Raw genomic sequence first — 18,191 nt, forward strand, 5'->3', positions numbered from 1 at the left:
ATAATGTGATCAATGCTGCGGATTAGATGCGCGGGTGCACGGTGCTATATGGAAACCAAGCAAAAGGAGATGTCTGATGTCATGGAACCCCGCCCTTGATCCGGATTGTCCCAAAGGGGACGCCGTGGATGCCATTGAGACGGTGATTGTGCCCCGTGCGCGCGATTTGGGCGGGTTCGAAGTCCGCCGCGCCTTGCCTGCCCCGAAGCGCCAGATGGTGGGACCGTTCATTTTCTTTGATCAGATGGGCCCGGCGGAGTTTCTGAGCGGGCAGGGCATTGATGTGCGCCCGCATCCTCATATTGGTCTGGCGACGGTGACCTATTTGCATCGCGGGTCGATCCATCACCGCGACAGTCTGGGCACGGACAGCTGGATCAATCCAGGTGATGTGAACCTGATGATCGCGGGCCATGGCATCACCCATTCGGAACGGGTGGACGGCGCGGTGCGTGAGGCGCCTCATTCGCTGTTTGGCATTCAGTCGTGGATCGCGCTGCCCGAAGACAAGGAAGATGATCCGGCGGAGTTCATTCATGCCGCTGCCGGAGACTTGCCGATGATGGAGGGCGAGGGCAAAGAGGTGCGTTTGATCCTAGGGTCCGCTTACGGTGAGACCGCGCAGGTCGAGACCCCGTCGGAGATGTTTTATCTGGATGCGGTGTTGCAGGCGGGCGCGTCGATCCCGTTGCCCGATGATCATGAGGATCGCGGCGTCTATGTGCTGACGGGGTCGGTTGAGGTCGCGGGTGAGGTGTTTGACGCAGGCCGCATGATGGTGTTCCGACCAGGTGACCGGATCAGCCTGAAGGCGGGCGCTGGCGGTGCGCGGCTGATGATTTTGGGCGGGGCCACGTTGAATGGGCCACGGCATATCTGGTGGAATTTCGTGGCGTCCTCAAAAGACAAGATCGATGCGGCCAAGGAAGCCTGGCGTGCCGGGGATTGGGCCCATGGGCGGTTTCAGCTGCCGGTGGGGGATGCGGATGAATTCATTCCCTTGCCGGAAAAATAGCCGGTGTTGCGGGTGTTGTGACGTCGGAATTCAGGTATTTTTGACCCAAAGAAGCAGGGCGGTGCGTTTTGGCCGCCCTGTTTGTGTGTGGATCACCCGGATTGGGTCACGCGGCGGAAATTGCGGTTTTGCCAGAGTGGCCAGCCGATAATCTGGCTGACGGTGACAAAGTGCAGGCCGCGCGCGGTCAGGCCATCGAGGGTGGCGGGCATGGCGTCGATTGTGCCGCGGTGGATGTCGTGGCTGAGGATGATCGCGCCTTGGTGGGAGTGGCGCAGGATGCGGGAGGCCACGGTATTGGCGCCCGGCCTGCGCCAGTCCTGCGGGTCGACGGACCACAGGATTGTGGGCAGGCGACGGACGTCATTGAGCCAGCCGCGTTGGCGCCGGGTGAAGGACCCGTAGGGCGGACGAAAGGTGACGGGCGGGCGGCCTGTCACCTGATAGATGGCATCGGTGGTGCGGTCGATTTCACGGATCACGGTGGCGTCGGAATGACGATCCAGAAAGGGGTGGGACCAGCTGTGGTTGCCAATTTCATGGCCTTCGTCTGCAATGCGGCGGGTGAGGGCTGGGTAGGCTGCGACGCGGTTGCCGATCAAATAGAAGGTCGCGCGCAGGCCCCGGTCGCGCAGCATGTCCAAAAGGCGCGGCGTGTGCGTGGGATGGGGGCCGTCGTCGAAGGTCATTGCGACCACGGGGGAGGGGGTGCGCACCGCCGTGATTGTCGCCACATCGGACTGCACGATGTCATTGGGCAGGGCGATCAGCGGGCGCGCCTGCGCCGGTGTCACGATCATTGGGGCGGCCAAACCGCCCAAACCAGCCGCCAAAAGATGGCGGCGCGAAAGCTGTGTCATAGAACCCTCCCCCGAGGTGTGTCGCGTCGGTCCTAAGCGTTGGGGGGATTCCTGTTTGAAATCAAAGGTTTTTTAGAAAAACACTGTGTTCATAGGGGGAGCGTGGTGGCGGCCTACTGTATCTTGTGGGGACGTTGATGCGAAAAGCTGCATTTGTGCGATGTTCTTGTCTTGACGCCCTCGGCTTGCCTGCCTAGAAGCACCTCACGTTGATGCAAATCAGCGGACAGTGGGCGGTTGTAGCTCAGATGGTTAGAGTACCGGCCTGTCACGCCGGGGGTCGCGGGTTCGAGCCCCGTCAACCGCGCCACCGCTGTCCCCCGCCTGAGGTTCAGGCCCCTTGGTCCGGGCAGGACCACGATGCGCGGTTGTAGCTCAGTTGGTTAGAGTACCGGCCTGTCACGCCGGGGGTCGCGGGTTCGAGCCCCGTCAACCGCGCCATCTTCTCCTTTCAAATTTGGGGTTCCTTGCAGTTTTCGGGGTGCCGATCAGCTTTTGATGTCGGGCAGCTTTTGATGTCGGGCAGCATTTGATGGCGCGTGTTAGCGCAGGTGATCGAAGGCGCGTCGCAGGGTCATGTCTTGCCCCGCCATAAGGCTGTCTGTGTCCACGGGAACCGCGATGTCGGGCAAAAGGCCCACGCCTTCGGGGGATGTCCCGTCCAGTTGGCGGTAGGTTTGATGCGACAGGCCCAGCGACCAGCCGTTGGGCAAGACCACTTCAAGCACGTCAGAGAGCGCACCGGAGGTCGGGGTGCCCATGGTTGTGACCTGCGGCAGGTCCTGCATCGTCATGGTGAAGATTTCCGCCGCCGATCCGGTGAGTTCCGAGGTCAGGATCAGCACAGGTTGATCCAGTGGCGTGTTGTCGAAGGGGGCAAGGGCTGCGGTGAAGGGCGCGGTTTGGCCCGCGCCGCTGCGGGTCGATTTGGTAAAGACAGGCAGGGCGGTCGCGGTGAAGTGGCTGGCGATGCCGAAGGCCACGGTGTCGGAGCCGCCCGGATTGTAGCGCAGATCGAGGATGATTGCGCGGGCATCGGCAAAGGCGTCCGCGACCTCTTCGAACGCCAAGGCCATGGCGGGGCCGCTGGTGGTGGCGAAGGGGGTGTTGATGTCCATGTAGGGAATGATCGCGTAGCCGATGCCGTTGGACAGTAGAGTGTATTCGATGGCGGTTTGATCCACGCGGGTCAGATCCGTGCCGATGGTTTGGCGGGCGATGTCCGTGAGGGCGCTGCGGGTGAAGGTGGGGGAGGCCGTGAGCCAGCCTTCGCGCGTTTTGGGTGAGCTGTAGCCCCGCGGCGTGGCAAGGCCCACGTGGCCATCCTCAAGGCCTGCAAGGGTTGTCATGAGCAGTTCTTGGAGCGCGGCGTCGCCCATTGTGGCGACAGGCGGTGGGGCGAGGGTGCGGCGGGCGTCCCAATCCACGCCGTAGAGGTCAAAGAAGGCATAGTGGTCGTTCATGGCGTGCCAGAGAGTGTCGAAGACCTCACGCGGGGTGGCGGTGTCGGGCTGGGCTGGGCCGCAGCCTTCGGGGAGGGCGTCGATACGGGTGAAGGCCCACGTGTCCAACATGCCGTCGGCTGCCAGAGTGAGGGTGTCGCCTTGGGCCGTGAGCACTGCGCCTTCGGCCCATTCGACGAGTTTGAGGTGGGCGGGGAAGGTGAGCTGTTCGACACAGCTTTGCGAGGTTTCGGAATACAGCGTGGCCGTGAAGGGGGTTAGGCGAAGGAGGGCCGCGTTTTCGGGGGAGCGCCAGACGCCGCGCTGGGTGCTGTCGGGCATATACCAGACCCAGGAGGCCACGAAGGCGATCATGAGTACTGCAAGGGTGATCCAGAGCTGGCGCATCAGGCGCATGGGGGCCTCGTTTCGTGTTGTTTGATCTGCGGGGACGGCGCGACGACGCGGACCGCGGATTTAGGTATTTTTGACCCAAAGAAGCGGGGGGTGCGCCTGTTGGATCAGGGGGAGGGTTACGACAGGGTGTCCAATAACCGCGTCAAGGAACGGATGCCTTTGTGGAGTTAGGGCCGGTCCGCTGTTGCGGCAAACGGTCCGGTGGACCGTTTGAGGCCCGAACGGGCGGCGCCCCCGTAGGCGGTCCATGTGCTGCGATTGCGAGAGATCACGACAGGGCCTCCAGCACGCGGGCCCAGGAACGGATGCCTTTGTGGAGTTTGGGCCGGTCCGCTGTTGCGGCAAACGGTCCGGTGGACCGTTTGAGGCCCGAACGGGCGGAGCCCCCGTAGGCGGTCCATGTGCTGCGATTGCGAGAGATCACGACAGGGCCTCCAGCACGCGGGCCCAGGAACGGATGCCTTTGTGGAGTTTGGGCCGGTCCGCTGTTGCGGCAAACGGTCCGGTGGACCGTTTGAGGCCCGAACGGGCGGAGCCCCCGTAGGCGGTCCATGTGCTGCGATTGCGAGAGATCACGACAGGGCCTCCAGCACGCGGGCCCAGGAACGGATGCCTTTGTGGAGTTTGGGCCGGTCCGCTGTTGCGGCAAACGGTCCGGTGGACCGTTTGAGGCCCGAACGGGCGGAGCCCCCGTAGGCGGTCCATGTGCTGCGGTTGCGAGAGATCACGACAGGGCCTCCAGCACGCGGGCCCAGGAACGGATGCCTTTGTGGAACGCCTCCACATCGTATTTTTCGTTGGGCGAGTGGATGCGGTCGTCCTCAGACGCAAAGCCGATCAGCATGGCGTCCATGTCGAGCACCGTTTTGAAGTGGCCCGCGATGGGGATGGAGCCGCCCATGCCGACAAACACGGCCTCGCGGTTCCATTCGCCTGTCAGGGCTTGGCGGGCGGCCTCGAATTCCGGCCGGTCGGTGTTCATCACCGAAGCCGGCGCACCTTCGAGGTCGTTGTCCCAGGTAACGCGCGTGTCGGGGCGCAACTGAGCCTCAACATGGGCGCGCAGTTTGTCGCGGATGTCGTCGGGGTCCATGTCGCCCACCAGTCGGCAGGTGATTTTGCAGTGGGCCTCTGCTGGAATCACGGTTTTGGAGCCCGCGCCCTGATAGCCGCCCCAGAGGCCGTTGATTTCAAGCGTGGGGCGCGACCATTGCTGTTCGAGGATGGAATAGCCTGTCTCACCGGCGGGGGTCGTGAGGCCTGCGTTGTCCATATAATCCTTGGCGTCAAAGCCGCAGGTGTCCCATTGGGCTTTCAGATTGTCGCCGATCTCGATCACGTCATCGTAGAAGCCTGCAATCGTCACGCGGCCTTCGTCATCGTGAAACGAGGCGATGATGCGGCTGATTTCCTTGAGGGGGTTCACGGCGGGGCCGCCGTAGTGGCCTGAGTGCAGATCCATCGCGGGGCCGTGCAGGGTGAATTCGTCCTTGAGCATCCCGCGCAGCTGGCTGGCAATCGACGGCACGCCGGGGGCGACCATGCCGGTGTCGCAGATGAGGGCAAGGTCGGCTTTCAACTCGTCGGCGTTCTCTTGCATGAAGGGCACGAGGGAGGGGGAGCCGGTTTCTTCTTCGCCCTCAAACAGGAAGGTGATGCGGCAGGGCAGGGTGCCATGCACGGCCTTCCACGCGCGGCAGGCCTCCATGAAGGTCATCAGCTGGCCTTTGTCATCGGAGGTGCCGCGGCCGCGGATGACTTTCTTGGTGCTGCCGTCCGGGGTGGTGCGGTCTTCGATGAAGGGGTCAAACGGGTCGTGGTCCCACAAGGCGATCGGATCGACGGGTTGCACATCGTAGTGGCCGTAAAACAGCAGATGCGGCCCCGTGTCGCCCACATGGCCGACCACCATGGGGTGCATTGGTGTGGGGCGTTTGGAGGCGTCCACGCCCAGGGATTTGAGATCCTCGACCAGCCAATCGGCGGCTTTGTCGACCTCGGCCTTATAAGCGGGATCGGTGGAGACCGATTGCAGCCGCAAGAGGCCCATGAGCCGGTCCAGTGCGGCGTCAAGATCGGTGTCAATCTGGGTGAGGACGGCGTCGAGGGACATGGGGGATTCTCCGGTAACTTTGGCGTGGCAGGCAGAGTGGCAGATGTGGCCTGCGCGTCAACCGGATCCCTGATCTGGATCAAAGTTGCCGATATGCGTCGCGGATAGGCTGCGACAGAGGGTAACAGGCGGAGTTTAGAGACATTCCAAGTGTTGCCTGATCAAAACGGGGACTATATGTGCCTATGAAACCTCTGCTTTCGTGGTGAAAGCCCCAATATATGAGGACAGACGCTTGGATTTTGACGCAAAACTCGACCGTGCCCTGCAACGCCTGCATGACGAAGGCCGCTACCGGACGTTCATTGATATTGAACGTCAGAAAGGGCAGTACCCGCACGCGGTGTGGACGCGGCCCGATGGCGCCAAGCAGGACATCACGGTGTGGTGCGGCAACGATTACCTTGGGATGGGCCAGCATCCGGTTGTTCTGGATGCCATGCATGAGGCGATTGATGCGACGGGCGCGGGATCCGGTGGGACGCGGAATATTTCGGGCACGACGGTCTATCACAAACGTCTTGAGGCGGAGCTTGCGGATTTGCATGGCAAGGAAGAGGCGTTGTTGTTCACCTCTGCCTACATTGCCAATGATGCGACGTTGTCCACCTTGCCGCGCCTGTTTCCCGGCCTGATCATTTATTCGGACGAGCTGAACCACGCGTCGATGATTGAGGGCATTCGCCGCAACGGCGGAGAGAAACGTATTTTCAAGCACAACGATCTGGACGATTTGCGCGCCAAGCTGGCGGCAGATGATCCAGCGGCGCCGAAGTTGATCGCGTTCGAATCTGTTTATTCCATGGACGGTGATTTTGGCCCGCTGCGAGCGATGTGTGATCTGGCGGATGAATTTGGCGCGCTGACCTATCTGGATGAGGTGCATGCCGTGGGCATGTATGGCGCGCGGGGCGGCGGCATTGCAGAGCGTGATGGATTGTCCCAGCGGATCGACATCATCAACGGCACTTTGGCCAAGGCTTTTGGCGTGATGGGCGGCTATATCGCGGCCAGCGCCAAGATGTGCGATGCGGTGCGGTCTTATGCGCCGGGCTTTATCTTTACGACGTCTTTGCCGCCTGCGGTGGCTGCAGGGGCCGCTGCGTCTGTTGCACATCTGAAGGGCGATCAGGCGCTGCGCGATCAGCAACAGACCCAGGCCAAGATCCTCAAGACGCGTTTGCGAGGGCTTGGGTTGCCGATCATTGATCACGGCAGCCATATCGTGCCGCTGATTGTGGGCGACCCTGTTCACACCCAGAAACTGTCGGACATGTTGTTGCAAGATCACGGCATCTACGTGCAGCCCATCAACTTCCCCACCGTGCCGCGGGGCACGGAACGGCTGCGGTTTACGCCGTCGCCTGTGCATGGCCCCCGGGAGATGGACGCGCTTGTCCATGCCCTTGATGCGCTGTGGTCCCATTGTGCGCTGAATCGTGCCGAACTGGCCGGTTGATTTCTCTGCATGTGCAAAACAATTCGTGATGTGCTAAGGATCTGTTAAGGGATCGACCTATTAACGAATCGGGTCGGCCCTTTTGGGGCAGTGACGGAAAAGGGTACGGATGATCCGCAGGGGATTCAGACGCGCAAAGCACGAAGAGATCGTCGAGCCGACCGGCTTTGACGCTTTCGAATTGCGTCTGGGTGATCTGATGCGGGGGGAACGCGCCACCTTGGGCAAAAGCCTGTTGGATGTGCAGCGGGAACTGAAGATCAAAGCAGCCTATATTGCCGCCATCGAAAATTCCGACCCCACGGCGTTTGACACGCCCGGCTTTATCGCAGGCTACGTGCGGTCCTATGCGCGCTACCTGAACATGGATCCCGATTGGGCGTTTGATACGTTCTGCACCGAAAGCGGGTTCGCGACGGCCCACGGGATGTCCGAACAAGCCAGCGGCGCGAAACCCGTCAAGTCGGCACCTGCACCGTTTGAAAAAGATATCTTTGCGACACCGGCCACGCCTTTCGTGCCCGCCAATGACACGATGTTCGCCAGTGTTGAACCCCGCGCCGTGGGCTCCCTCATGGTGCTTTTGGCGCTGATCGGCGGGCTGGGCTATGGCGGCTGGACGGTTCTGCAAGAGGTCCAGAAGGTGCAACTGGCGCCCGTCGAAAACACACCGACCGTTATCGCGGATATTGACCCGCTGGCGGGCGGCGGCCTTGGGGCTGCGACCGCGGGGGTTGATGTGGTGGCCGGGTTTGATGCGCCGACGACCGAAGCTCTCGATCGTTTGTATCGCCCGCAGGCCCTTGATGCGCCGGTGTTGGTGCCCCGTGATGGTCCGATTGCAACGCTTGATCCCCGTCAGGGTGGTGTTTTGGCGCCAACCGCGCAAGAACGGCCCGGCCTGTTGGCTGAGGCCGCGGTGGATGGCGCCCCGTTGGTTGAGCCGACGTCGGTTCAAGTGACCGAACCGGCCCGCCCTGGTGTTCAACTGGTCGCGGTGCGCGATGCATGGGTGCGCGTGCGGTCTGCGGACGGGTCTGTGATCTACGAGGCGGTGATGACAGCCGGCGACACCTTTGATGTGCCGCAAACCGAAGAACCCGCCACCTTGCGGATTGGTGAGTCTGGTGCGGTTTATTTCGCAGTAAACGGCGACCACTACGGCCCTGTCGGCCCGCGTGGTCAGGTGACATCCAATGTTGCCCTGTCTGTCGAAAACCTGACGCAGGTCTATGCGCAGGCGGATCCGGCCGCCGACAGCGATTTCTGCGGATTGGCCCAACAGGGCGAAATTCAGGTTGCCGGGATCTCGTCCGAGTTTGTGTGCCCCTAATTCTGTAAATTTGACCGCGCAATCTGTCGCAGACCGTTGCCCCGCGCCTTTGCTGCGACTAGGTTGGCTGTAACGCAAACCTGACAGGTGGCCCATGTCCCTCAATCATATTCGTCCGTGGCGCAACATTTATCGCCGTGAAAGCCGCCAGATCATGGTGGGCAATGTGCCCGTGGGCGGCGGCGCACCGATCACGGTTCAGACGATGACGAACACGCTGACACCGGACGTCAAAGCGACGATTGCACAGGTGCAGGCCGCGGCGGAGGCTGGGGCTGATATCGTCCGGATCTCGGTGCCGGATGAAGACTCGTCACGCGCGTTGAAGGAAATCTGTGCGGAAAGCCCAGTGCCGATCGTGGCCGATATCCATTTCCACTATAAACGAGGGATCGAGGCCGCCGAGGCGGGCGCCGCATGTCTACGCATCAACCCTGGCAACATCGGGTCCGAGGACCGCGTGAAAGAGGTGATCAAAGCCGCCCGCGACCACAATTGCTCCATCCGGATTGGGGTGAACGCCGGATCGTTGGAAAAGCACCTTCTTGATAAATACGGAGAGCCCACGCCCGATGCGATGGTGGAAAGCGGGCTCGATCATATCAAGATTTTGCAGGACAATGATTTCCACGAGTTCAAGATCAGCTGTAAGGCGTCCGATGTGTTTATGGCCGCCGCCGCCTATCAACAGTTGGCGGAGCAAACGGACGCGCCCATTCACCTGGGCATCACAGAGGCTGGTGGTTTGACGTCAGGCACGATCAAATCAGCGATCGGGCTTGGTAATTTGCTGTGGATGGGGATTGGTGACACCATCCGTGTGAGCCTGTCCGCGGATCCGGTGGAAGAGGTCAAAGTCGGTTACGAGATCTTGAAGTCCCTCGGATTGCGCCACCGCGGCGTCAATATCATCTCATGCCCCAGCTGCGCGCGTCAGGGATTTGACGTGATTAAGACGGTCGAAAAGTTGGAAAAACGTCTGGAACACATCAAGACCCCGATGAGCCTGTCGATCATTGGCTGCGTTGTGAATGGTCCGGGTGAGGCACTGATGACCGATGTGGGCTTCACCGGCGGGGGCAACGGATCCGGTATGGTCTATTTGGCAGGCAAACAGAGCCATAAGCTGAACAACGATCAGATGGTGGATCACATCGTGGAACAGGTTGAAGCGAAAGCGGCTGAACTTGACGCTGCAGCGGAAGCTGCGGAGTAGGGATTTCGAATTTACTTCGTAAATCCGACCCAAGCGCGCTGTGCGCGCAAATATATAGTGAGGCTACTAAACAGCGGTGCGCACTTCAGCCGACGTAGAACATTAGGTATTTTTGACCCAAAGAAACGAAGTCGTTCCTCAAATGCCCCCGTCCAAGAGGGTCGCTTGGCGCCAGTAAGACGGGGGGCTTCTTCGGGTACGGCCATCGGCTCCTCAGCCTGTTCCGCACCCGCCACAGTAGATAGCCCTGGTTAATGAAGCGTAACCTTGGCTTCTTTGGGTCAAAAATACCTAAATGATCGCCGTCTCAATCAAGTGGGACAATTGCGTGTGGGAGACCGCCGCGACAAAGTCGCGGCGCGGGGCGACGGACAACGTCCGGCGCAAATCCTGTTTCCAAAGACAAACCTTATCCGTCTGCGCGTTCAGCTTCTACAATTTGGCGCATCTGGCTCAGGTTTATATACCCGCGCACCATTTGATCACCGAACACAAATGTTGGCGTGCCGGTGATTTGCATCCGGTCCCCAAGGGCGCGGTTGGCGGCCAAGATATCCCCCACGGCGGGGCTGTCCATTTCGTTGATGATCGCTTGCGCATTCAGACCGTAGGCTTCTGCCAGGGCCGTGAGGCTGGCGTCGGACACATCAGATCGCAGCGCTATCAGGGCGTCCGAGATGTCCTTATAGGCCTCATCGCCCTCGATCAGCTTTGTGGCGACAGCAAAGCGAGAGGCCAGAACGGATTGTTCGCCCAAGATCGGGAATTCTTTGGTGATGATGCGGATGTTGCCGTCGGTTTCGACCAGCTCTGCCACTTCTGGGTGGGCACGGCGGCAAAAACCGCAGCGGTAATCGATGAATTCAACGATTGTGATGTCGCCGTCCGGGTTGCCGCCCACATAGGAAAACCCGTCATCAAGAAGGGCGTTTGCGTTGATTTGTGCGAGTTGTTCGTCGCGCAGGGCCTCGGCCTGTTCCTGGCGCGCCTCGAGAACACCGATCGCCTCCATCAAGATCTCAGGATTTTCCAGCAGGTAGGCGCGCACTTCGGCGCGGAAGGCGTCGCGTTCATGCGCAGACATGCCCTCCAGATCGAGGGCGGCCAAGGATGTGGCCGACAGGGCAAGTGACACGGGCAGGGCGAGGGTGGTTAGGATTGGAAGCAGGCGCATGATTAAACTCTCAATATCTATTGGGCGGCAGAAAGCACGTCTTGTGCCCGCTGCCAAGAGGCGGAGCCGCGGGGCAGGCGGTCAGCCGCCCGTTGGGCGTGGACGACCGCATCACGAACACGTCCCGTGAGGGCATATCGTTCGGCGGTCGCCAGTGAGGCAAGGCCCGGACGTCCGCTGCGCGCATAGGCTTGCCCCAGATCGCGCAGGATTGATGCCGATTGGCCGTCCAGCGCGCGGGCGCGTTCCAGCACGCGCACGGCCTCTGCGTTGCCTTGGGCGCTGTCCAGCGCCAGAAGGGCGCGGCCATAGCCGCCGAGGATCAGGGGCTCGTCGTTGTTCAGGCTGACGGCGTTGCGATAGGACGTGACCGCCGGGCCCGGTTGGCGACTTTCGAGCAGGATCTGGCCAAACAATTCATGCCAATAGGCGTCGTTGGGATATTGCGCCAGCAAGGTTTGCATCGCGCGGATCGCTTCGTTGGCGTTGGCTTGTCTGTGGTGGGCCACGGCGCGGCGCATCAGCCCAATGGGGCTGTCGTCCCCGCGCACGCGGCGCAGGGTCCAGCCCGGGTTTTGACGAAACGCGCTGAGTTTGCCCTGCGCGCGGGCGAACCAGAAATCGGCCGCTGTGGTGTCGCGCGGCGTGCCGGGATTGGCGGCGACCAGCCCGCGCAGGGCGCGAATGCGGTCGGTGGTCAGCGGGTGGGTGCGTGTGTAGGGATCTTGCCGGGAGACGGACAGCGCCTCTTGTCCGCGAAAGACATCGAGCACGCGGGTCGCGGCCGCAGGGTCGACACCGGCGCGCAGCATGTAACGGATTGAGGATTGGTCGGCGGCGGCCTCTTCTGCGCGGGTGTGGGCGAAAAATTGCCGTTGGGCGGCGCCTGCGGCGCCTGCGGCCACGCCGCCTGCGGCCTGTGGGTTGTCGGAGGCAAGGGCGACGGCCAAGGCCAGCGCAATGCCGAAGCCCGCAGCCGAGCGGCTGCCGCGCAGATTGCTGAGACGGCGAGACAGGTGGCCGTTGGCGATGTGGGCCGCCTCATGGGCGATGACGGCCTGTACCTCATCCGCGGCACCGAGCCGTTGCAGGAGGCCTGCGTGGATGAAAATGGCGTTGTTGCCCAGCACGAAGGCGTTCAGGCTGCTGTCGTCCACGACTAGGATCCGCACGCGATTGGGGTTCAGACCGGCGGCGCGCAAAATCGGGGCGGCCAGTTGATCGAGGCTGTTTTCAATGTCGGCGTCGCGGATCAGGCTGACGGCTTGGGCGGGCGAGGCCAGCCCGATGAGCCCGAGCCACAGGCTGATCAAAACGGCGAGGATCGAATGGCGCATTGACGGGCTCCGACGGGACAGGGCAAAGAGGGCGATAAGGCAGCATAGGGCGGGCGAGATGCGAAACTCAAGACGTGGTGAGATCGATCCGTTTATTGTGATGGACGTGATGGAGGCCGCCCGCGCGGCGGAGGCGGCGGGGCGGCATATCATCCACATGGAAGTGGGCCAGCCGGGCACCGGCGCGCCTGCGGCTGCGCTGTCGCGGCTGGCGGCGGACATGCAGGATGAGCCTTTGGGCTATACCGTGGGGCTGGGCCTGCCGGAGTTGCGCGCGCGGATCGCCCAGCATTACCGCGATTGGTACGACATCGATGTGGATGCTGGCCGGATCGTGGTGACGGCGGGGGCGTCGGGCGCGTTCTTGCTGGCGTTTTCGGCGCTTTTTGATACGGGCGCGCGGGTTGGGCTGGGGGCGCCTTGTTATCCGTCTTATCGCCAGATCCTCAAGGCCATGGACATGGTGCCGGTGGACATGCCCACCACCTTGGCCGCACGGATGCAGCCTGTGGCGGCGGATGTCGCGGCCCATGATCTGAACGGGTTGATCGTTGCATCCCCTGCAAACCCCACGGGCACGATGTTGGGGCGGACTGAGATGGCGGATTTGGCGGCGGCCTGTGCTGCTGCCGATGCGGCCTTTATCAGTGACGAGATTTACCACGGGCTGGGGTATCATGGGCGCTGTGTCAGCGCGCTGGAGGTCACGGATGAGGTGATCGTTATCAATTCGTTTTCCAAGTATTTCTCGATGACTGGCTGGCGCGTGGGCTGGATGGTGGTGCCCGAAGATCAGGTGCGCCGGATCGAACGCTTGGCGCAGAATATGTTTATTTGCCCGTCCCATGCGTCCCAGCGGTTGGCCCTCTATGCGATGGACTGCGCGGAGACTTTGGACGCCCATGTCGACGTGTACCGCACCAACCGCGATTTGATGATGGAGGCGTTGCCCCAGATGGGGTTGGGCCAGTTCGCGCCGCCTGATGGGGCGTTTTATGTTTACGTCGATGTGGGAGATTATACGTCGGACAGTTTGGAGTTCTGTGCGCAAGTTCTTGAAAAGGCGGGTGTTGCGATCACGCCGGGTCTTGATTTTGACCCTGTTGAGGGGGGGCATTGGGTGCGGTTGTCCTATGCGCGATCGACGCAGGATATTCGCGAAGGTCTGGCCCGGTTGGCGGACTTCATGGCCGGTTTGAGGGCGGAGGATTGAGTTTTTTTGGTCAGATGAAGACAGGGGGGCTGTCGGTGGCGGTGTGCCTGTCGGCGGCGATGTGCGGTGGGCCTTTGGGGGCGCAGGAGCTTTCGGGGTTGGCGCGGGTGGACGGCGAAGGATCTGTTGTTGAAGATGTGCGTCGCCGAACCGAACTGACGTTGTTTTTGTCTCAGGTGGTGCCGTACCGCGTGTTCACCCTGGATGCGCCGCGCCGTTTGGTTGTTGATTTCCGCGAGGTCGATTTTCGCGGGCTGGACGCGGGGGCCTTTGATCAGAGCGACCATGTGAGCGAGGTTCGGTTTGGCGCGTTGCGCCCCGGTTGGAGCCGTATGGTTGTGGATCTGAGCGCGCCTTTGGCCGTCGAATTTGCGGGCATGCAGGTGGATGACGTAGACGGCACGGCCCTCGTTGAGATCGTGATGCGGCCCACGTCCGAGACCGCCTATGCCGCAGCCGCCGGTGCGCCGCAGGATCCCGAATGGGCGTTCTTGTTGGCAGACCCTGAGCCTGCGCCCGGCGTGGAAGAGGGCCCGGTGGTGGTGATGATTGACCCTGGTCATGGCGGGCTTGATCCCGGCGCTGAGCATGGTGGCACGCAAGAGGCGGATATCATGTTGGCCACGGCGTTGGAGTTGGCCGCAGCGTTGGAGCGGGTGGAGGGCGTGAGGCCCGCATTGACCCGCAGCGCGGATGTCTTTGTGCCGTTGCAGGAACGTCTGACGCTGGCGCGGCGGGCGGGCGCGGATTTGTTCATCTCATTGCACGCGGATGCGTTGGAGGGGGAGCAGGCCAGCGGGGCATCTGTCTACACGTTGACATCGCAAGCGGCCTCTGCGGCGTCCTTGCGCATGGCGGAGCGCCATGAGGCGGGCGATTTGCTGGCGGGCGTGGACCTGAGCGGGCAGGGCGATGAAGTCGCGTTGATCCTGCAGGATTTGGCGCGGGTGGAAACGGCGGCCTCTGGCGACAGATTTGCCGATCAGATGGTGCAGGCCATGGCCGATGTGGGCGCGCCTTTGAACACGCGGCCCCGCCGTATGGCGCCTTTGGCGGTGTTGAATGCGGCGGATTTTGCCTCTGTGTTGATCGAAGTGGGCTTTTTGTCCAACGCCGAGGATCGCGCGCGATTGTCCACTGCTGAGGGCCGGGCGCCGATTGTGGCCGCGGCGGCCCTGGCCATCCAAAGGTGGGCGGCTGAAGAGGCGGCGTTGGCCCCTTTGGTCCGGCAGTGATCAGCCAGAGAAGGGATCAGCCTGTAAAGCGGGCCAGCCAGATGGTGTGAAAATCGCAATTTGGGTCTTCGGGGCGGTATTCGATCACTTTGAACCCGTGTTCTGTCAGCAGATCGCGGTAGTCCTGCGGGTCAAGGCTGGCGTGATAGACGGGGGCGCCTGCGGCGTGACCGTAGGCTTCGCCCGCCGCGTGGCCGGTGGTGAACATCAGGGCGGCCTTGGGGGCGGCGTGGGCTGCGAAAACGGCAAACATCGCGCGTTGATCGTCAGGGCTCAGGTGAAAGAAGCTGTCCCAGGCCAGAATGGCGTCAAAGGTCTGGCCGAGGGTGAGGGTTCTCATATCTGCGTGCAGGGCGGTGGCCTGTGGCAGGGTTTGGGCAAACAGATCCACCATAGTCGCGGCCCCGTCCACGCCCGTGATCGCCATGCCGCGGTCGGCCAGATAGGTGGCCAGCGGCGCGCCTGGCCCGCACCCCAGATCCAGCAGCCTGCGGGGTGATTGGTTGCGGGGGGCGGCCCCTAACAACCTGTCGAGCATGGGTTTTTCGAACAGGATACGATTGCGCTGTCGGGCATAGTCCTGCGCCTGCGCGTCGTAGGTTTCAAGAATATCATCGGGGGAGGGCAGTGTGGTCATGGGGTGCACATGCGGTCCCGCAGCGCGTCGTGCAAGGGTGGCCCGTTGACAGGCCCAAGAACCGGCGGGGAATGGCCCAAGGGGGCACTTGGCCTTTTGACGCTGGGCTGCGTTGTCCCTATAAGCGGGGCATCTGATTTGGGGGCTGACGCAATGGTTTTGCGGTTCATCTTTTCGTTCTTTGGCGGCATCTTTTCGATGATCACGCTTGGCGCTGGTATGGCCGCGCTGACGCTTGGGGCGATCTTTTACATGTATGGCAAGAACCTGCCCGACAGTGAGGCCTTGGCGAACTATCAGCCCAAGACGATCAGCCGTGTCTATTCCGGCGAGGGCGTCGTGATCGACGAATTCGTCGAGGAACAGCGCCTGTTCACCGCGATTGAGGAAATCCCCGATCTTGTCGTGCATGCCTTCGTGTCTGCGGAGGACAAGGAATTCTATACACACGACGGCTATTCCATCCCCGCGATCCTGTCGGCGGCGCGGGATATTGTGTTGTCGCGCGGGCAGACGGTTCGGGGGGGCTCTACCATCACGCAGCAGGTGGCCAAGGGGCTGTTGCTGGACGGATCGCGCACGATTGAACGCAAGGTGCAAGAGATCATCCTTGCCCCGCGGCTTGAGGCTGTGGTGGGCAAAGACGGGGTGATGGAGATTTATCTCAACGAGATTTTTCTGGGCCAGAACTCTTACGGGGTGACGGCGGCCGCGCGGACATATTTCAACAAGACCTTGGCGGAACTGACACCGGGGGAGGCGGCGTACCTTGCGTCTGTGACACGCCGCCCGTCTGATATGCACCCTGTGCGCAACCGTGACATCGCCGTGTTCCGCCGCGACAACACCCTGCGTGAGATGTTCGAAAACGGCTACATCAGCGAGGCCGTTTATCAAAGCGAGATCACGCAGCCGCTGTTGTCGGTGCAGGGGGGCGATTATCCGTCGTTCCAAGAGACCCGCGAAGAACGTGATTATTTTACCGCCGCTATCCGATCCGAAGTGGAAGGGTTGTTCCCGGATATGGAAATGGACAGCGCCGGTTTGTCGATCCGCGCAACCGTGGATGAGGACATGCAGGCGGCTGCGCGGGATGCGTTGCAGCGGCAGCTGGAAAGCTATGACCGCAGTGCTGGCGTTTGGCGGGGCACGGGGCTGAGCATTCCGGTCGAGACGTTGAATGACGAAGAGGCGTGGCGCACGGCCTTGCGGCAAGCGCCTGCCATTCGCACGATCACCCTTGAGAACCCGTGGTTCCCTGCTGTGGTGCGTGAGGTGCAGGACCAGCAGCTGATTCTTGGCATTGAAGGCTGGCAGGAGGGCGATGAGGCCCCCGTGGTGCCGCGCCGTGACATCGAATGGATGCGTGGCGATTTCTTTGACAATTTCGAACCGGGCGATGTGGTGCATGTGCGCCGCATGATGACGGGCGACAACGGGGCAGGGGATTTCATCCGCTGGTCTCTGCGTCAAGTGCCTGAGGTGCAGGGCGCGTTTATGGCGATGGACGTGAACACGGGGCGCGTTTTGGCGATGCAGGGGGGCTTTGGCTACGAGATCCGGATCTCGGAGCTGAACCGCGCCTATTCCGAACGCCAGCCCGGGTCTGCGTTCAAGCCGTTTGTTTTCGCGGCCGCACTCGATTCCGGCTATACGCCTGCCACGATCGTGGTTGATGCGCCCATTGAGGTGCGCGCGGGCGGCGAGATTTGGCGCCCCCAGAACGCGTCTGACCGGTTTTACGGCCCCACGCCCCTGCGGACGGGCATTGAGCAATCGCGCAACGTGATGACCGTGCGTCTGGCGCAAGAGGTTGGCATGCGCACCATTGCGGAATACGCGGAACGGTTTGGCGTGTATGAGCGGATGAACGCGTTCTTGTCTGCCTCGCTGGGGTCTGAGGAAACCACGCTTTACAAGCTTGTCGCGGCCTATGCGATGTTTGCCAATGGCGGTGAGAGGGTGGAACCCACCTTGGTTGACCGTGTGCAGGACCGCTACGGCGAGACGATTTACCGCCATGATCAACGCACCTGCACCGAATGTACGGATGCCAATCTGCCCGCAGGGCAGGCGCCTGCAATCGTGTCAGACCGCGAACGTGTGATGAACGAGGTGACCGCCTATCAGCTGACATCGATGATGCGCGGCGTGGTGCAGCGCGGGACGGCGCGCCGGTCTGTGAACCTGCCTGTTCCGATTGCGGGCAAGACCGGCACGACGAACGACGCCAAGGATGTGTGGTTTGTGGGTTTCAGCTCAAACATTGTGGCGGGGTGCTATATCGGGTTCGATACGCCGCGGTCTTTGGGGCGGTCGGCGTCCGGTGGGGGCTTGTGTGGGCCAGTGTTCAACAGCTTTATGCAGACGGCCATTCAGCGGTATGGTGGTGGGGATTTCCGCGCGCCTGAGAACTGTATGTTCATCAACATCGACCGTTTCACAGGGGCCCGTTTGCCTGATGGGGCCAGCGGCGACAATGTCGTGCGTGAGTGTTTCCGTGAGGGTGAAGAGCCTGTCTTTGGCATCACATTTGACGGTGGGTTTGCCATGGCCGCCGATCTGCCTCTCTTTGATGAGGTGCGCCCGCCGTCGTCCGTGTCGGTGACCACATCCACGGGGGAAACGGCGACGATCAATTCCAATGCGTCGTTTGGGTCGTTGTCGTCGGGCGGGCTGTATTAAAGGGTCAGCCCATGCGCGTGGCCCGATTGCCCCTGCGGGGGCAATCGGTTAGACC

General features: G+C 61.8%; 16 protein-coding genes and 2 tRNA genes. 9 read left to right on the forward strand and 9 right to left on the reverse strand.

All coding sequences use genetic code 11. The annotated features are described in order from the left end of the window. Positions 1-76 precede the first annotated feature (76 nt). Positions 77-1,015, forward strand: coding sequence for a pirin family protein (locus tag PSJ8397_RS00535; RefSeq protein ID WP_085862619.1), 939 nt, complete (start codon positions 77-79; stop codon positions 1,013-1,015). Between the two features lie 92 nt (positions 1,016-1,107). On the opposite strand, the gene PSJ8397_RS00540 is transcribed toward PSJ8397_RS00535, so the two are convergent. Next, positions 1,108-1,875: a polysaccharide deacetylase family protein gene (locus PSJ8397_RS00540; RefSeq protein WP_085862621.1), complete on the reverse strand. Its 768-nt coding sequence runs from the start codon at positions 1,873-1,875 to the stop codon at positions 1,108-1,110. 233 nt (positions 1,876-2,108) lie between these two features. Between PSJ8397_RS00540 and PSJ8397_RS00545 the strand changes: the two genes are divergently transcribed. Both PSJ8397_RS00545 and PSJ8397_RS00550 read left to right on the forward strand, forming a co-directional pair. After that, positions 2,109-2,185 (forward strand) — tRNA-Asp (locus tag PSJ8397_RS00545). A gap of 54 nt (positions 2,186-2,239) precedes the next feature. Continuing rightward, positions 2,240-2,316: transfer RNA gene (locus PSJ8397_RS00550), tRNA-Asp, on the forward strand. A 101-nt stretch (positions 2,317-2,417) separates the two neighbouring features. Here the strand turns inward: PSJ8397_RS00550 and PSJ8397_RS00555 are convergent. The 5 genes from PSJ8397_RS00555 to PSJ8397_RS00560 form a co-directional block, all read right to left on the reverse strand. Beyond that, the gene (locus PSJ8397_RS00555; protein WP_085862623.1) at positions 2,418-3,734 is read right to left on the reverse strand and encodes a S41 family peptidase; all 1,317 of its coding nucleotides are present in this window, start codon (positions 3,732-3,734) and stop codon (positions 2,418-2,420) included. Between the two features lie 268 nt (positions 3,735-4,002). Beyond that, on the reverse strand, positions 4,003-4,158 hold the full coding sequence (locus tag PSJ8397_RS16955; RefSeq protein WP_159453071.1) for a hypothetical protein: 156 nt from the start codon (positions 4,156-4,158) through the stop codon (positions 4,003-4,005). Next, the gene (locus tag PSJ8397_RS16960) at positions 4,155-4,310 is read right to left on the reverse strand and encodes a hypothetical protein (protein ID WP_159453071.1); all 156 of its coding nucleotides are present in this window, start codon (positions 4,308-4,310) and stop codon (positions 4,155-4,157) included. The genes PSJ8397_RS16955 and PSJ8397_RS16960 overlap by 4 nt, the downstream gene beginning before the upstream one ends. Then, complete coding sequence (locus tag PSJ8397_RS16965; RefSeq protein WP_159453071.1) at positions 4,307-4,462, reverse strand: hypothetical protein; 156 nt, start codon at positions 4,460-4,462, stop codon at positions 4,307-4,309. Before PSJ8397_RS16965 ends, PSJ8397_RS16960 begins: the two co-directional genes overlap by 4 nt. Continuing rightward, on the reverse strand, positions 4,459-5,847 hold the full coding sequence (locus PSJ8397_RS00560) for a M20/M25/M40 family metallo-hydrolase (protein WP_085862625.1): 1,389 nt from the start codon (positions 5,845-5,847) through the stop codon (positions 4,459-4,461). Before PSJ8397_RS00560 ends, PSJ8397_RS16965 begins: the two co-directional genes overlap by 4 nt. A 235-nt stretch (positions 5,848-6,082) precedes the next feature. Here PSJ8397_RS00560 and hemA point away from each other — a divergent pair, with 235 nt between their 5' ends. The 3 genes from hemA (at position 6,083) to ispG (ending at position 9,855) form a co-directional block, all read left to right on the forward strand. Continuing rightward, the gene (gene hemA / locus PSJ8397_RS00565; RefSeq protein ID WP_085862627.1) at positions 6,083-7,306 is read left to right on the forward strand and encodes a 5-aminolevulinate synthase; all 1,224 of its coding nucleotides are present in this window, start codon (positions 6,083-6,085) and stop codon (positions 7,304-7,306) included. 109 nt (positions 7,307-7,415) lie between these two features. Then, complete coding sequence (locus PSJ8397_RS00570; protein ID WP_085862628.1) at positions 7,416-8,639, forward strand: helix-turn-helix domain-containing protein; 1,224 nt, start codon at positions 7,416-7,418, stop codon at positions 8,637-8,639. Positions 8,640-8,733: 94 nt separating this feature from the next. After that, positions 8,734-9,855, forward strand: coding sequence for a flavodoxin-dependent (E)-4-hydroxy-3-methylbut-2-enyl-diphosphate synthase (gene ispG, locus PSJ8397_RS00575; protein ID WP_085862629.1), 1,122 nt, complete (start codon positions 8,734-8,736; stop codon positions 9,853-9,855). A gap of 409 nt (positions 9,856-10,264) precedes the next feature. Here the strand turns inward: ispG and PSJ8397_RS00580 are convergent, their stop codons facing one another. Both PSJ8397_RS00580 and PSJ8397_RS00585 read right to left on the reverse strand, forming a co-directional pair. Then, positions 10,265-11,029 carry a DsbA family protein gene (locus PSJ8397_RS00580; protein WP_085862630.1) on the reverse strand — a complete coding sequence of 255 codons (765 nt, stop codon included), beginning with the start codon at positions 11,027-11,029 and terminating at the stop codon, positions 10,265-10,267. A gap of 17 nt (positions 11,030-11,046) precedes the next feature. Further along, positions 11,047-12,366: a M48 family metalloprotease gene (locus PSJ8397_RS00585; protein ID WP_085862631.1), complete on the reverse strand. Its 1,320-nt coding sequence runs from the start codon at positions 12,364-12,366 to the stop codon at positions 11,047-11,049. A gap of 58 nt (positions 12,367-12,424) precedes the next feature. Between PSJ8397_RS00585 and PSJ8397_RS00590 the strand changes: the two genes are divergently transcribed. Together PSJ8397_RS00590 and PSJ8397_RS00595 are read left to right on the forward strand one after the other, a co-directional pair. Beyond that, positions 12,425-13,579: a pyridoxal phosphate-dependent aminotransferase gene (locus PSJ8397_RS00590; RefSeq protein ID WP_085862632.1), complete on the forward strand. Its 1,155-nt coding sequence runs from the start codon at positions 12,425-12,427 to the stop codon at positions 13,577-13,579. After that, a complete protein-coding gene (locus PSJ8397_RS00595) occupies positions 13,576-14,814 on the forward strand; it encodes an N-acetylmuramoyl-L-alanine amidase (RefSeq protein ID WP_235000528.1) in 1,239 nt (412 codons plus the stop codon). Before PSJ8397_RS00590 ends, PSJ8397_RS00595 begins: the two co-directional genes overlap by 4 nt. 16 nt (positions 14,815-14,830) lie before the next feature. Here PSJ8397_RS00595 and PSJ8397_RS00600 read toward each other — a convergent pair whose 3' ends face one another. After that, on the reverse strand, positions 14,831-15,451 hold the full coding sequence (locus PSJ8397_RS00600) for a class I SAM-dependent methyltransferase (RefSeq protein ID WP_085862633.1): 621 nt from the start codon (positions 15,449-15,451) through the stop codon (positions 14,831-14,833). A 153-nt stretch (positions 15,452-15,604) separates the two neighbouring features. On the opposite strand from PSJ8397_RS00600, the gene PSJ8397_RS00605 reads away from it, so the two are divergent. After that, the gene (locus PSJ8397_RS00605; RefSeq protein WP_085863427.1) at positions 15,605-18,136 is read left to right on the forward strand and encodes a penicillin-binding protein 1A; all 2,532 of its coding nucleotides are present in this window, start codon (positions 15,605-15,607) and stop codon (positions 18,134-18,136) included. Positions 18,137-18,191: the final 55 nt, after the last annotated feature.

It is taken from the genome of Pseudooctadecabacter jejudonensis (assembly GCF_900172275.1).
Taxonomy (GTDB): Bacteria; Pseudomonadota; Alphaproteobacteria; order Rhodobacterales; family Rhodobacteraceae; genus Octadecabacter; species Octadecabacter jejudonensis.

What these genes read in the sequence shown, in the direction of transcription:
- PSJ8397_RS00535 (WP_085862619.1), top strand. Translation starts at nt 77, where the DNA reads ATGTCATGGAACCCCGCCCTTGATCCGGATTGTCCCAAAGGGGACGCC.
- PSJ8397_RS00540 (WP_085862621.1), bottom strand. Translation starts at nt 1,875, where the DNA reads ATGACACAGCTTTCGCGCCGCCATCTTTTGGCGGCTGGTTTGGGCGGT.
- PSJ8397_RS00555 (WP_085862623.1), bottom strand. Translation starts at nt 3,734, where the DNA reads ATGCGCCTGATGCGCCAGCTCTGGATCACCCTTGCAGTACTCATGATC.
- PSJ8397_RS00560 (WP_085862625.1), bottom strand. Translation starts at nt 5,847, where the DNA reads ATGTCCCTCGACGCCGTCCTCACCCAGATTGACACCGATCTTGACGCC.
- PSJ8397_RS00570 (WP_085862628.1), top strand. Translation starts at nt 7,416, where the DNA reads ATGATCCGCAGGGGATTCAGACGCGCAAAGCACGAAGAGATCGTCGAG.
- ispG (WP_085862629.1), top strand. Translation starts at nt 8,734, where the DNA reads ATGTCCCTCAATCATATTCGTCCGTGGCGCAACATTTATCGCCGTGAA.
- PSJ8397_RS00580 (WP_085862630.1), bottom strand. Translation starts at nt 11,029, where the DNA reads ATGCGCCTGCTTCCAATCCTAACCACCCTCGCCCTGCCCGTGTCACTT.
- PSJ8397_RS00585 (WP_085862631.1), bottom strand. Translation starts at nt 12,366, where the DNA reads ATGCGCCATTCGATCCTCGCCGTTTTGATCAGCCTGTGGCTCGGGCTC.
- PSJ8397_RS00590 (WP_085862632.1), top strand. Translation starts at nt 12,425, where the DNA reads ATGCGAAACTCAAGACGTGGTGAGATCGATCCGTTTATTGTGATGGAC.
- PSJ8397_RS00600 (WP_085862633.1), bottom strand. Translation starts at nt 15,451, where the DNA reads ATGACCACACTGCCCTCCCCCGATGATATTCTTGAAACCTACGACGCG.
- PSJ8397_RS00605 (WP_085863427.1), top strand. Translation starts at nt 15,605, where the DNA reads ATGGTTTTGCGGTTCATCTTTTCGTTCTTTGGCGGCATCTTTTCGATG.